Source organism: Ercella succinigenes (assembly GCF_900002895.1).
Genome location: NZ_CDHP01000056.1, coordinates 11,927 through 25,149 on the forward strand (window position 1 = coordinate 11,927; position 13,223 = coordinate 25,149).

Consider the following 13,223-nt stretch of genomic DNA (forward strand, 5'->3'; position numbering starts at 1 on the left):
TTTCATTTTTTCAACATTTTTTCCTCCGGTCTAAGCAGGATATTTTCAAGTTCTTTCTTAATCTGACTGCTGATTTTCGCAGAATCGCTCGTATCACAATTGGTACAAAGCACCTTAAGTGACTGATTCTCCCGCATAACCGTAACGGTTCCGGGAGTCAAAGTAATCGAACAGGCAAGCACAGAAATCGCCAGATCACTTTGCAAGGTTGTTTCAACATCAACCAAATCTACATTAATTCGCCCTGAGAAAATCAACTTAATCATCTGAAATCCAGCAATATATATTTGTCCTGTCAGATATACCGCATAAACAAGTAAATTCCACAAACTGAAATAACGCGGCTCAAGAACGGTTTCACCCCGCTGGAGCAGTCGGGTTAGCATTACGGTTGCAAAGGCAAACACAATGCCGGACAATACACTGGCCAAGGTAATCTGTTCAATCAGAGAAACCCATACTATAACCAGCAGAACAACCATCGCCAGATGATAAATTGTTCTTCGCATGATCATCTTCCCTCCCCTGTAAGATGCAGGATTAATCCCCCGTATTCCTGCAGACAACTTGCATGGTCTGAACAATATGTACAACCCAGATTCCACGCCTGTTTCAATTCATTGTTTCACAGGTGAACACCAATGAATTTAATGAAAATATGGTTGGCATTATACACTATTATGAACGTAATTAGCACCTTTACCTTTAATTTTTCCCGAATAATTTGTCAAAACGACTGTCCATGCAGATACTTATATCTGTTGTAACAAACTTTCCATTAAAGAAGAAACTAAAAATAGTTGCCGGGCTTGGCGCTGCTTGAGCCTGCTCCATTGTCTCTAGTTTGATACTCTTATATGGTATATTCCTTTTCTCAGCTGTTTCTACCAAAGAAGTCTTTGCATGGTACTCTGCATATGGACACCTGTTTGAGTAATAAACAACAATACCATCTTTGTCTGAACATTCCCCGCTTAACACCGAATCTTTAAAATTAGGGCTTGGCGCATCTGGATCTATTTTATAAACCAAAAGACTGAACCCGGCTGATATTCTCTGACATTCTGAAAAACCTTGCTTTAATAACCACTTCGTATCACTCATAAAATGAAATTTTTTTGTGCCAACGACAGTTACCAGACCACTCTTGCCTTGAAGCTTTGCATCTTCAATAGCAGTTTGCAGTAATGCTTTTCCATATCCTTGCCCTTTATATTTGCCAGAAACCCAAAAACAGTTTATCAACAGATAGTTTGGTGCATCTACAGGAACCCAGCTCTTTTCAGCAGGTCCATATTCAATAAAAACTTTTGCTCTGGCATCAATTCTGCGAAAAACATAACCATTATCAAACTCATTCTTTAACCAATTTCTTTTTAGTTCATAACTTTCTTCACATTTCTTATCAGAAATGGCACAGCACAAGTGTTCTTCTGCAATGTTACCGTTATTAAGTTCAATTAATTTTTCCATATTTTCACTTCTCCTTTACAAAGAATAGCATCCTATTTTCAAATTTTATTTTGTTTAATCGAAATATATTACTAGCTACGTCTTTTTATTTCTTTATAATAGATGTTTCCTACAAAAAAAGATATTCTCATTTGGATTTATTAAAACTATGATGGCGCTTAAATTATTATTATCGTATTTATAACAAATGACTCTAAACACTTATAAAAGGCCGTTTTAAGTTCTTGCAAAGTCGCATAATTGTATCTTTCCCGGTAATTACTGCTATTGGGAGTCCTCCTGGAGGTTGAAGCCACTGTCCGCTTAAGACCATATTTTTAAGCCCTTTAATACGCCCGGTATGTTGCAATGATTTTCCGCGAAGAGTAGGCCAAAAACCCATAAAAGCACCGCGATAGGCATTGCAATAATGTTCATAGGTTTGAGGGCTTGCTACATCAAGCAGTTTTAGTTTCCCTACCATATGGGGAAACCTGTTTTCCATAGCCTTAATTACTACTTCACCAATTCGCTTCTTTTCATTTTTATAAGCCTCTTTATCTTTATATAAAGCTTCCCATGCCTCCAATTCGTCTTGAAACTGATTAATGGCAAAAGTTATTGCAGTATGACCTTCTGGAGCAAAGTTTGCTTCATAGGCATAATGCGTCATTTGTAAATGATCTATTGGCTTTTTGTTTTGCTTGATATCTATTGATTCTACAGGAAACTTAAGAGTCCGAGGAATATCTTCCATTGCACCTTCATAACCAATTCCAACATAAATATTTGAGGCTAAGGGATATACCTCAGCATTATTAAACCTTTTCTGAATTTCAGGATCCGGATATTGTCCTTTTAATATTCGTTCATATAGAGCATTTGCATCGCAAGCAGCAATAATGAAATCTCCTTCAAAAGACTTACCGTTCATACACTTGACTTTCCTTACCATTTCTCCTTCAATATCAAAATCTACTACTTCACAGGAAGGCTCTACGATTCCCCCTAGAGAAATGTATAGTTCTACCATTCGCTGAGCCATTGCTTTAGATCCTCCTATAGGAATAGAAGACTGCTCTCCGGTGAATGTCCCTAGGGCAAAAATAATTGATGAGACACTGTATTCTCCTTCCGGCATAAATGAATAAATAGCCATTTTAAGCGCAGGGTGCTTAAACCTATTAGCAAAATCCTTGAATGTGACTTTATCATATTTTTTCATAATCATGCCTGCATCCTTCATAGAAAGCATGAACTTTATTTTTTCAACAATATTCATCATATCCATTGGCTTTCCTGCTGGCATGGTAAAGGACTGTAGTTGCTTGATATCTTTGCAAAACTCCTCAATGATACCTATATCTTCTGGAGAAATCTCCAGCCAACTGGATTTTAGCCTTTCAATATCACGATAAAAGTGCACGGTAACATTTCCGTGCTCAACAGCCATAAAACTCTCAGGATGATAAATATCCACCCCATCAAGAGCACCTACAGTGTTCCAAAGATCTCTAAGAGGTGTACCTTCTTTTGTGCCTACCAACCAATGTATACAACCATCTATATGATAACCCTGACGATCCCAACCAGTACATTCTCCACCTAATGTATGGTGCTTCTCAAGTATAACGCTATCAAAACCATTTTTTTGAGCAAAAATACCCGCACTTAATCCAGCGATCCCTCCACCAATAATAACTATTTTTTTCATTACAAATTTTCCTTTCGTTTCATTTGATGTGCCAGTAAAACATCATCTCCTACTTCCATAAGTAACTGGTCGAACTCTTGATTATCTATCCATGAAGGTACATGTCCGTTGGCCACCATGGCTGATAACCCCATTTGAAAGATCCGTAATTTTAGCAATAATCGTCTGCGTTCCTCAAAATTCCAGTCAAGCATAGCAACATCCTTAGACATTGCCTCAAGCATAGTTTTCTCTATTGTTTCGTAAGAAGCCATATATGGATTAGGCTGTAATGACAATTCTCGAAACAATACCGGATACTCTCGAGCAAAATCCAAACTCGCTTTCCCAATGTTTTCAAAAATACTTTTCCCTTTTTGCTTTTTTAGCAATTCGTCTGATATAGAAAACACTCGCTCTACCACAGCATCAACCAAATCATCAATTGTAACAAAATTGACATAGATAGGAGCTACCGAAGATTTAAGCCTAGCAGCTACACGTCGGGCGGTGATTCCGGATAAGCCGTCTTCTTTTGCGACCGCTAAAGCAGCATCTATAATTGCTTTTTTATCAAATTTTGTTTTAGGTGGCATATATATCACTCCTTACAACATGTTATATTACTTAAGTTATATAATAGTCAGAAAGGTATTATTTGTCAATCATTTTGGTACTCTTGCAGTTACTTATTTTAGAAATCGGCTTGTCAATAAGTTTTTATTGAAGCTCGTCAAGTTTTTCATAAATAAACCCACGATATGTTCTCATGAACGCTTATCGAGGGTTTAAGCTGAGGTGTTATTTTTGGATTTAGTGACCTGATTTTCATTAATCATTTGATCTAATTTTCACTTGACAAATACACTTTATTTAAGACATTGGTAATCAAGCAAACTGTTCTTGCCAATCCTTCTTCAGAACGAACTTTATAAGATATTTCTTCTGCATTTTTCTTCTTTTCTTCATATGTCCGTTTTATTTCTTCAATAGCATCAATGATTTTCTCCTCACTTAGTTCTTTTGCCGAAAGAGGTTTTACAGCAACGTTTATCTCACTAAGTTGTTTTGCGAAACCAGCCTGATCAAGTACATGTGGTACCGGTATGGAAGGAATTCCATAGATCATAGTTGCCGCCGCAGTACCAAAACCACAGTGATGGATTACAAAGCATCCCTGTCTAAAAAGCCAGCTATGCGGTACTGACCCACATGCAAACATTGTATCTGGAAGATCATACTCTTGCAGTGTTTTCTGAAACCCCTGAATAATAGCACGGTATCCCGTTTGCTTAAAAGCATTGACAAACATATCTAGCTTTTCTTTTTCAGACTTATCTTCGAAAGACATCGCGCCAAGAGCTAGTATTATCGGTTTGTCTCCATTCTCCAGAAAATTTATCAGTTTATCATCTGGTTGGTATGCGGGTTCATCTTCATACCAATATCCGGTTAACACATGCTGTTCTTCCCAGTAGGGATTTCGTTCCTTGACATATCTGCTAATTGGAATTAGATTCAATTTCTTTGATATAATTTCATCTGAAGATTTTATTTTTGGTAATCCATAAACTTTTCTTATTTTATTGTACGGTTTGGCAATCTGTCTGCCAATAATATTTCCAATTATCTTATCTTTCCATGTCTGCTGTTTCAACTTTTCTGCAATCATCTCTGTCTGAAGCGTAACATTAACAGCTGGTATTCCCAATCCTTCAGCTTCAGTAGCCCCCATCTGGCTATGTGTTACAATAATTAAATCTTTACCCTTACATGCTTCATAAACTTCATTCGTTGAAGTTTGAATAATTCTAAAAACAAAGCTCATTGTTTTCAACATGCTGATAGCAGGATTCGAGCACTTTCCTCTTATGGAAGCAGCCTCTTTCTCAATATCAATATCAGAGCCAATAGGCACAAATTTCACGTCCGCTTTTTCAATTAACTCTTTCCAGCATGGATGAGAACCAAGAGCAACTTCATATCCAGCCTTAATTAAAGCTCTTGCCAGATATATATATGGCTGAATATCTCCTCTTGTTCCCATTGCAAACATTGCTATTTCCTGCATATTGTTGTCCTCCAAAATATCTATATGAGTAAATAATATCATCTATATTATGTGAAATCAGACCTTCTTTTTTAGAAGTAAAGACCTTGTAATTATGCATATCTCCATCTGGTCAGATAACATTTCATTTTGACCACTTAGTAGTAACTTAAATTTCACCATCAGATACACCCATAAAATGTTCTCTCTTATTAATTCAAATTTCGAGTCTAATTAAAATCAAAACAAGATTTCTTATATTTGTTTAATACCCATGTCTATTCATATCATCTTCGTAAGCAGCTAAAATTCGCTGATACTGCTGCAATATATTTTTTGTAGTCTTTGCATCCCCTATGTACTCTAAAAGCTGCATAAATACACCGTCTGCTTTGATTGTTACACCGTGTATAATCCTTTTTTAAACTTGGATTTAATATCTGGAGGTAAACTTTCAAAATCAGGAAGCAAAGTAATATTACCTCGCATAATTACATCAGTTTGATGTTTAACATCATTTATTATTCTAAGATTGGCAACAGGCAGTTCAGGGACAATCCAATGTATGAATTTAAGATTCATTGTTCAGGTTGCAGGCGTGCCTGAAGCAGTCAGACTGCAGTTATCCTGACTTGAGAACTTAAAGAAACTGCGTTTCAATCAGTAAGACAATCAAGATAGAAGCCATGAATTGTTGACATCAGGTCGGGATCGAGATCTTGTGCTAAGTTTCGATCAATTTTTGCATAGAAGTCTTGTTTGACATTGTAAGGGATATCTTGATTGTATTGATCGTAGATGTCGCGATACTCAATATTTACTTTGTAAATATAGTCAATAGCTTCAGGTGAGCTGAATAAATTATTATGACCGTTTTGTCCTGGTTTATCCATTACAAGAAATTTTACAGAAGGATTGTCAATTTCATTTCTTCTTGCAATCAGAGCACTGCCGTCAAAGCTTATCATTTCATCTTCAGAACCATGAATTATCAAAACTGGTACATCACTACTGTTTATGGCATCTACTGCATTAAGAGATGCTACACTGCCGAAGAGCATCCTCTGATAAACCCACAGAAACGGATATTGTGTGTAGATAAAGGGTCCCATCATATTCTTACCCTGCTCGATTATTATATCCATCGCACTACTCACGCCTGAAATGCTTACAATACCGGCGATATCATAATCGAAATGAAGGATGTTGGCGACAGCGTAACCGCCCCAACTATGTCCAAACAACATGACAGGTAACTCGGATATACTTGTATTGGATTCGATATAGGTAAGAGCTGCGTCTAAATCAAGCAATGACTGTGGGAATCCACGCGTGGTTTTGCCTTCACTGCCAAAACTTCCTGTCGCATCATAAGCGAAAACCTGCCAGCCTTGGTCTAGAAACCAGGTGATTTGCGTCAAATAGGAATCTGCACCGCCGCCGATACCATGTGCAAGTACAATTAGTCCTAAAGCATCATTTTGACCGTAGAGATAGCCTTGCAGCTGGTTCTCGCCGGATGGGAAATTAACCAGTTCTCTTGGATAATCTGCTTCCAAGTCCTGATAACGCAGATTTGCTGTTATAGTTTCGTCATGCCTGTCATAACGTGGAAACTGACCATCATAAATAATTTTAACTGCTATCAGGGAAATAATAATAAAGAGTAATAGAAACCCAATCAGGCTAAAAATTATAATCTTCTTAGTTTTTCTCTTTTTTGTATTATCTACTTGCAAAATTACACCTCGCTAGTTGTCATGAATTATATGGCTGATCAAGTATATGCAAATTAATTATACATTTAAAACTCATTGTTGCTATTTCTAACTAACATGAAAGGTATGCTTTTCGCTATAATACATATATTGTCAGTGTAATACTGAGCAACATCAAATACAACAAAACGGAGGTTGATTAATATGATAAATCCCGGTGACTGTATTGGCTCTCAAGGGAGTTACACAGCCTTAACTGAATATATAAAAAACAGTCGTGTTTTCAGCACTCATTCACATCATCTGAAGGACGAAGACTTCAAGGATTTCGGCTTGACGAAACTTTTGGAAAACAGTTATGTTTCCTGGAGTGGACTTGATATACCAAGCGAAGCTGCCGGCAGTGATGTTTTCTTTAAAAAAGTTAGACGCAAATCATATTATGTCTGGCTGGCAGGAGCCTTGCAGGAGATGTATGATCTGGCTGAGCCTCTGTCAGAAGAAACCTGGGACTTGTATGATAGGAAAATTCGTCAGGCGCATAGAAATCCTGAGCAACACCTGAAACTGCTAAAAGAGCTTTGTGGCTATGAAGCCATTGTGCTTGACGCTTTCTGGCGGCCGGGTGATGACAACGGACATGCAGATATCTTCAGGCCAACCTTTCGCATTAACTCTTTTCTCTACGGCTATGATCCGACAGCAGCTGATCATAATGGCAATAATGCCACGCTGCTCTACGATATTAATATGAGCAGCCTCGATACCTATATCGAAGGAATACGTCAAGTTATAATCATAAAAAAAGAAAATGGCTGCGTAGCGCTAAAATGTGCTCTCGCCTACGACCGCAGCCTTGACTTCAAACCGGTTACAAAAGAAACCTCAGAAAAAATCTGGTCACAAGAGCAGAAAAGAGAAGAAGATATTCGCCAGTTGCAGGATTATATCTTCGATCAGATCTGCAAAATCGCAGCTGACCTGGATATGCCCCTCCAATGCCATACCGGCCTGGGTTTGCTTGAGGAGACACGGGCTATGCATCTTCATTCTATTATTGACAGAAACCCTCAGACGAAATTTGTACTTTTTCATTGCAGTTTCCCCTGGACAGACGATGTACTTGCACTTTTACATAATTACAGCAATGTCTATCCAGACCTCTGTTGGCTGCCTTTGCAATCACCTGTGCGAGCCGCCCAGTTTATCGGCGAGTTAATAGATGTAGGAATATCAGACCGTGTTTGTTGGGGCTGTGACACCTGGACCTCAGAAGAAAGTTTCGGTGCACTACTGGCTATCAGGCACACTTTGGCACAGGCTCTCAGTGCAAAAGTCGATACTCGCATGATTTCTTTTGAAGAAGCCTGCCAAACAGCAGATGACATTATGTATAATAACGCAGCTGCTTTATACTTGAATAGAGGCTGATCTGAAACGGATAACAGAATAAGTGATTTTACCCATTACTAATATTCCAATTAATGGTGATTTCCCGTTTCATAGCACCATTTCGCAATATCGGCAATCAGATCAAGCGGGAGCGGCTTACTATATGATAGTTGCACCGCACCTTTGCTTGTCTTGTACTCCGTTAATCGGTCGGCGAAATTCTCTATAGCTTTAGGTCCGGGATATATACCGATGTGCTTTTTGAAGGCCGCGAAATGGATGATGTTATGTTTGTTCCAGTAAGTCGGCATGCTCCACGATATACGCTCCTGTGCTTCTGGCAGTACGGCACGGATTGTATCTCGAACCTGAATCAAAAAAGGCTGAACACTCTCAGGCTGTGCAGCAATATATTCATCAATCGTTTGCGGCGGCTCGCCACAGAAGTGGTCTTGGTTTCGGTTCTTAAACTCACGTTCGCATTTTGGGCATTGCCACATAAAATATTCCCTCGCTCTCTCCATAATATTAACTTTTAAAATGTAGTCCGGCGGTTTGCTTATTTTAGCACGAATGTCCTTGTGCAATACTATTATGCAGCTCACCGAACCGTCAAAATTCTTAATGTTTAGATTCGAGTCATTTTCTTTTAGCAGTCTCATAAATACTTATATATTCTTCAACAGTAATTTTTTGACATAATTCAGCTATAAGATCATACGGAATATAAGTTGGATTCTTAAACCGGATGCAACTCTTACCCATATCAAGTTTAGTTGGCACTCGTTTTGCGTATTCTTTGACAAACCATTCTTCTATAACATTATCACCATACAAACCCAAATGATATAAAGCTATATGGTTTTTTTGAGATGCTATTGCAATAAAAGGCAGTGGCTCATCTTTTTTTACATGATAACCCTTTGGATATCTTGATAATGGTACAACGTAACTAATCATGCCATAAGATATTAATTCTTCGAAACCATTGGGTAAGTTTGTCAAAACTATATTTCGAAGCTTTTCTATGGCAAATCTTCTGTTATCTGGTAGTGCAGCAATGTATTTCTCAACAGTATGTACATCGTATTGCATTTATCTTCTCCTTTCTTTCCAGAGTGGTCTGTTAACTTAAAACTAAAAAAGAGACTTGAAACGCCTCTGGTACAATGGAATCACGACAAAGCCATTACCTCCCAGAAAAGACGTGTTCAAGTCTCATGAAAATTATACCAAAAAACGTCGTATGTCCGCGATGTCATTCGAAAAAACTTCACTATTTTGGCAAGGATCAGCAAGGTTTTCAGAAATATCGTTGCCTTGTGTGTAAAAGGCAGTTTGCTCCAGACAACCCCTTAACCAGACATAGGTCTGGCAAAAGAAAATATCCAAGCTGTCCCAAGTGTGGTAAAGCTTCGTTTCTGCATCACGACTATACGTATTACTCAAACTACCGTTGTGGTGATAAATCCTGCTATCACTCTTTCTTTGTCCCTAAACTGATCAACATAAAACCACCTTCTTCAGCATTGATGACACATGCTTTTTGCATGAAACGCATGAGACATCCTCTTCATATCGTCATTGCGGCTCTCAACTACTGCTTCATGGCCAATGTCACCATGCGCAAGGCCTCTCAGCTGCTTTGGTCTGTTCATCAGGTTCATGTGTCTCATGTCACTATTTCCAAGTGGATCAAGCGCTTTACACCTGTCTTTCAGTACCTGCAAAACAGCTTCTTGGAAAAGGTCAATCTGTCTGATTCTGACGAGTGGCACTTCGATGAAACCTATGTCAAGATCAATGGTAAAGACTACTATCTGTGGCTGGCCATTGATTCTGAAACACGTTTCGTTCTCGACTTTAACCTTTCACCTTATCGCAACTCCGACAGTGCTTTTAGCCTGGTTAAGAGCTGCAAAGATAAGTTTGGAGCTCCTCAATCTGCTATTGTCTCTGACCGGTATTTTGCTTATAAGCAGCCGGTTAAACTATTTTTTTCTAAGGCCAGTCATATCCAGGTTGAAGACTTCCACGATGTCATTTCCAACAACCTCATCGAAGCGTTCAACGGTCAACTTAAAGCCTGGTATAAGCAGAAACGTGGTTTTGGTTCCTTTGACAGCGCCAATCGCTTGTTAGCAACATTTATCTACTTTTACAACTTCCTGCGCCCCCATTCGTCTCTGGACAACCTAACCCCAGCTCAAGTAGCTGGACTTGATTCGTCAAAACGAAGTAGGGACAGCTGGTTTTTAATAGCTTAAGTAATATTCAATTCTCAAGGTTCACTTTACCGGCTCTCACCGGTTTGTTTGCTGTGTCTGTTTTTCTTTCAACAGCACACTTGCTTTCGATTTCCCTTCGTGTTACCTTACTTTCATCCAAACAGGTGATGGGTTTTTTATTTTCCTTTGCCAGTTTGCATTTCAAGTCTCTTTTTTCTCATTCTTAGTTAACAGAGACGTGAGCGTCAAATAATAGCATATTGACGACTATCTTCTGACCCGAAGTTGTTCTGGCAAGGTTTCTGACCACGGCATCAAATCTTCCAGATCGATCAAATCAATATCACCTTTGCTTGTGGCCAGATGGTTAAACAGATAGACCAGATAATCATAAATCTTAAGCTTGTTTTCTTTGGCCGTAATTATCAGGCTGTAGATCATGGCACTGCTTTCAGCACCATGTGCTGACCCGGAAAACAGCCAGGCTTTTCGGCCCATTACATAGGGTTTTATGCTACGCTCAGCTCGATTGTTATCAATTTCGCAAATAGGATTATCAAGAAATACACGCAGCTTCTTTTCTTCGTTAAGGCTGTAGTCTATCGCCTTGCGTAAGCTGCCGGTAGTCCTGCTGCGGTTGGCTTTACACCAACTGAAGTATTCATCACAGATCTGTTTACTTTGCTCCTGTCTGGCTTGGTAAATATCTGCCAGTGTCAGATCATCGAAGCAGTTGTCATACTTTTCATTAAGCATGCGCTCGACTCCGTAGAGTTGTCCAATCATCTCAAGAGCCTTGGCTGCCAGTGAGTCTTTTGTATCCGTTCCCTTGGGCAGGCTCGTCAAAATATCAGTATACTTGCGCCTGGCATGCGCCCAGCAGCCTGCAAGTTCTATAGATTTAGGCAGCTGGTTATATCCCTGGTAGCCATCTACCTGAAGCAAGCCTGAATAACCCGTCAAAAATTTGACCGGATGCTTAGATGCTCCGGTTGTCTGGTAATTATACAAAACAATCGGCGGACTGCCTCTGCCTGTTCGAAACATCCACATATATGACTTTTGCTGTGCTGTCCGACCTGGTTCATTCAGAACTTGCAATGTGGTCTCGTCAGCATGTATATGCTTCTGGGTTAGAAGCTTCCGGTATAGGTAATCATATACAGGACTTATATACAATTTTGCTGTTTTTATCAGCCAGTTGCTCACCGTCTGGCGGCTCAGCGTAAGCTCCATCTGCTTAACCTGTTCTTCCAAACGGTACAAAGGCATCCCCAAACTGTATTTTTGTTCCAAGAGCCAGGCGACTGTTTCTATGCTGGCTGAGCTTTTTGGTAAGAAGGGTTCATAATCTTTCGACTTGGCGAAGTTTGTGTGAAAATCCTTACCGTCACAGCTATTACAGGCATAGACGGGTGTTATGTGTTTTATCACTTCCACTTTAGCAGGAATAATTTTCAGTTCATAACGATTCTCTGTCTTTATTTCCTGCATCTGGCTGTCACAGTCAGGACAGATCTTTTGTGCTTCATCAAGGTCATGTAAAACAACTTCTGTTACCAGATCCTCAAGGTTTTCTTCCTTGGTAGATTTTACTTTGCGTCTGGTATAGGTAATTTCTTCAATTGTAGGTTCATCTATCTTTTCGTCTGCTGTGATCTCAGCTTCATTAAACAAGCTCAGCTGTTCAGGCATAACGATGTTTTTTTCACTGGATGTACCAAACATTTTTTTCTGCAGCAATCTAAACTGCTGCTGGTAGTGTTCCAGCTGCTCTAAAAGAGCGGCATTTTGCCGCTTCAGTTGCTCGTTTTCCTGCTTTAAATCGAGAGTGTTTGAGGTATCTTGCTGCTCACTTTTCATGTCAATATTATACCATAAAACGAGCGCGCCAAAAAGCCTGTAACGCTTATTTTACAGGCTTTTTAGCGTTTATCATAAACTTATTTTCTTAGTAGGAAAACTTCATCTGCGGAGCAGTTATACTTTGCTTATCCATAATACTTAGGCCATGTGCAAGCCAGCTTAGTTCTTCCTCGGTCAGCTCCATTAGTCCATCTGTTTCTTTTGGCCAGGCAAACTTGCCGGTATCCAGCGCTTTGTAAAAGAGCCAGAATCCATTTTTATCGTATTGTAATATTTTGAGTCTATTTCGGCTGCGGTTACAAAACACATACATGCTTTTATCGTATGGATCCATCCCGAAAGATGCCTGCACAAGAGCTGCCAGTGTATTGATAGATTTCCTCAGATCCGTTGCTCCCTTGGCCAGATAGATCCGCTCTACGTTCGGTACGATCATCTGGTAAGTGCCTCAATTACTTCTCTCAGCAGATTATGATCAAAACCATGGTTTAGCTCGATCCTGATCTGGCCGTTTATTTCCAGCTTGATACCAGATGGCTTTGTCTTCTGAGCCGGCTTGGTCTTAACTTCACACCAGCCGTCAGGTGCTTTCTGAATCTCTTTAGCCCCGCCAGCTTTCTTTTCCAGCGGCTGAGATTCTTTTCCGATATGTCATTAGCCTTGCACCAGGCTCGCATCGATGTGCCGCTTGACTGCCAGTTTTTTACTTGTTTTCTCCAATATTGATCCCGCTCTGCTAGTGTCATTTCCATCACCTCTGGTTTTTTGCTCCAGTGTAATGGCTTTGATTAGAGTTAGGTAGATGTCATTTTTTGTCGCTTACA

13 protein-coding genes are annotated in these 13,223 nt (G+C 39.4%); 2 read left to right on the plus strand and 11 right to left on the minus strand.

The window, feature by feature from the left end:
* Positions 1-2: 2 nt before the first annotated feature.
* The 6 genes from AC0KSB_RS11950 to AC0KSB_RS11975 all read right to left on the minus strand — a co-directional run bounded on the left by AC0KSB_RS11950 (position 3) and on the right by AC0KSB_RS11975 (position 6,934).
* Positions 3-509, minus strand: coding sequence for a Na+/H+ antiporter subunit E (locus AC0KSB_RS11950; protein ID WP_472309560.1), 507 nt, complete (start codon positions 507-509; stop codon positions 3-5).
* Positions 510-705: 196 nt separating this feature from the next.
* The gene (locus AC0KSB_RS11955) at positions 706-1,473 is read right to left on the minus strand and encodes a GNAT family N-acetyltransferase (RefSeq protein ID WP_472309562.1); all 768 of its coding nucleotides are present in this window, start codon (positions 1,471-1,473) and stop codon (positions 706-708) included.
* Between the two features lie 193 nt (positions 1,474-1,666).
* Positions 1,667-3,166 (minus strand): phytoene desaturase family protein, encoded by a 1,500-nt coding sequence (locus AC0KSB_RS11960; RefSeq protein ID WP_472309564.1) that lies wholly within the window; start codon positions 3,164-3,166, stop codon positions 1,667-1,669.
* On the minus strand, positions 3,166-3,741 hold the full coding sequence (locus AC0KSB_RS11965) for a TetR/AcrR family transcriptional regulator (RefSeq protein WP_472309566.1): 576 nt from the start codon (positions 3,739-3,741) through the stop codon (positions 3,166-3,168). Before AC0KSB_RS11965 ends, AC0KSB_RS11960 begins: the two co-directional genes overlap by 1 nt.
* 248 nt (positions 3,742-3,989) lie before the next feature.
* A complete protein-coding gene (locus tag AC0KSB_RS11970) occupies positions 3,990-5,216 on the minus strand; it encodes a glycosyltransferase (RefSeq protein ID WP_472309568.1) in 1,227 nt (408 codons plus the stop codon).
* 635 nt (positions 5,217-5,851) lie between these two features.
* A complete protein-coding gene (locus AC0KSB_RS11975; protein ID WP_472309570.1) occupies positions 5,852-6,934 on the minus strand; it encodes an alpha/beta hydrolase in 1,083 nt (360 codons plus the stop codon).
* 183 nt (positions 6,935-7,117) lie between these two features.
* Between AC0KSB_RS11975 and AC0KSB_RS11980 the strand changes: the two genes are divergently transcribed.
* On the plus strand, positions 7,118-8,344 hold the full coding sequence (locus AC0KSB_RS11980; protein WP_472309572.1) for an amidohydrolase family protein: 1,227 nt from the start codon (positions 7,118-7,120) through the stop codon (positions 8,342-8,344).
* 50 nt (positions 8,345-8,394) lie between these two features.
* Here AC0KSB_RS11980 and AC0KSB_RS11985 read toward each other — a convergent pair whose 3' ends face one another.
* The gene (locus tag AC0KSB_RS11985) at positions 8,395-8,805 is read right to left on the minus strand and encodes an iron chaperone (RefSeq protein WP_472309687.1); all 411 of its coding nucleotides are present in this window, start codon (positions 8,803-8,805) and stop codon (positions 8,395-8,397) included.
* Positions 8,806-8,944: 139 nt separating this feature from the next.
* Positions 8,945-9,400, minus strand: a complete 456-nt coding sequence (locus AC0KSB_RS11990) for an iron chaperone (protein WP_472309574.1) — start codon at positions 9,398-9,400, stop codon at positions 8,945-8,947.
* Positions 9,401-9,525: 125 nt separating this feature from the next.
* Between AC0KSB_RS11990 and AC0KSB_RS11995 the strand changes: the two genes are divergently transcribed.
* Complete coding sequence (locus AC0KSB_RS11995; protein ID WP_472309576.1) at positions 9,526-10,572, plus strand: IS6 family transposase; 1,047 nt, start codon at positions 9,526-9,528, stop codon at positions 10,570-10,572.
* Positions 10,573-10,800: 228 nt separating this feature from the next.
* Here the strand turns inward: AC0KSB_RS11995 and tnpC are convergent, their stop codons facing one another.
* The 3 genes from tnpC to tnpA form a co-directional block, all read right to left on the minus strand.
* Positions 10,801-12,396 carry an IS66 family transposase gene (gene tnpC, locus AC0KSB_RS12000; RefSeq protein ID WP_472309578.1) on the minus strand — a complete coding sequence of 532 codons (1,596 nt, stop codon included), beginning with the start codon at positions 12,394-12,396 and terminating at the stop codon, positions 10,801-10,803.
* 88 nt (positions 12,397-12,484) lie between these two features.
* The gene (tnpB, locus tag AC0KSB_RS12005; RefSeq protein WP_472309580.1) at positions 12,485-12,835 is read right to left on the minus strand and encodes an IS66 family insertion sequence element accessory protein TnpB; all 351 of its coding nucleotides are present in this window, start codon (positions 12,833-12,835) and stop codon (positions 12,485-12,487) included.
* A gap of 76 nt (positions 12,836-12,911) precedes the next feature.
* Positions 12,912-13,145, minus strand: a complete 234-nt coding sequence (tnpA, locus tag AC0KSB_RS12010; RefSeq protein WP_472309582.1) for an IS66 family insertion sequence element accessory protein TnpA — start codon at positions 13,143-13,145, stop codon at positions 12,912-12,914.
* Positions 13,146-13,223 lie beyond the last annotated feature (78 nt).

Bases quoted from the DNA above. Each gene is read 5' to 3' on its own strand.
- AC0KSB_RS11950 (WP_472309560.1), bottom strand. From the start codon at position 509: ATGCGAAGAACAATTTATCATCTGGCGATGGTTGTTCTGCTGGTTATA.
- AC0KSB_RS11955 (WP_472309562.1), bottom strand. From the start codon at position 1,473: ATGGAAAAATTAATTGAACTTAATAACGGTAACATTGCAGAAGAACAC.
- AC0KSB_RS11960 (WP_472309564.1), bottom strand. From the start codon at position 3,166: ATGAAAAAAATAGTTATTATTGGTGGAGGGATCGCTGGATTAAGTGCG.
- AC0KSB_RS11965 (WP_472309566.1), bottom strand. From the start codon at position 3,741: ATGCCACCTAAAACAAAATTTGATAAAAAAGCAATTATAGATGCTGCT.
- AC0KSB_RS11970 (WP_472309568.1), bottom strand. From the start codon at position 5,216: ATGCAGGAAATAGCAATGTTTGCAATGGGAACAAGAGGAGATATTCAG.
- AC0KSB_RS11980 (WP_472309572.1), top strand. From the start codon at position 7,118: ATGATAAATCCCGGTGACTGTATTGGCTCTCAAGGGAGTTACACAGCC.
- AC0KSB_RS11985 (WP_472309687.1), bottom strand. From the start codon at position 8,805: ATGTGGCAATGCCCAAAATGCGAACGTGAGTTTAAGAACCGAAACCAA.
- AC0KSB_RS11990 (WP_472309574.1), bottom strand. From the start codon at position 9,400: ATGCAATACGATGTACATACTGTTGAGAAATACATTGCTGCACTACCA.
- AC0KSB_RS11995 (WP_472309576.1), top strand. From the start codon at position 9,526: ATGAAAATTATACCAAAAAACGTCGTATGTCCGCGATGTCATTCGAAA.
- tnpC (WP_472309578.1), bottom strand. From the start codon at position 12,396: ATGAAAAGTGAGCAGCAAGATACCTCAAACACTCTCGATTTAAAGCAG.
- tnpB (WP_472309580.1), bottom strand. From the start codon at position 12,835: ATGATCGTACCGAACGTAGAGCGGATCTATCTGGCCAAGGGAGCAACG.
- tnpA (WP_472309582.1), bottom strand. From the start codon at position 13,145: ATGACACTAGCAGAGCGGGATCAATATTGGAGAAAACAAGTAAAAAAC.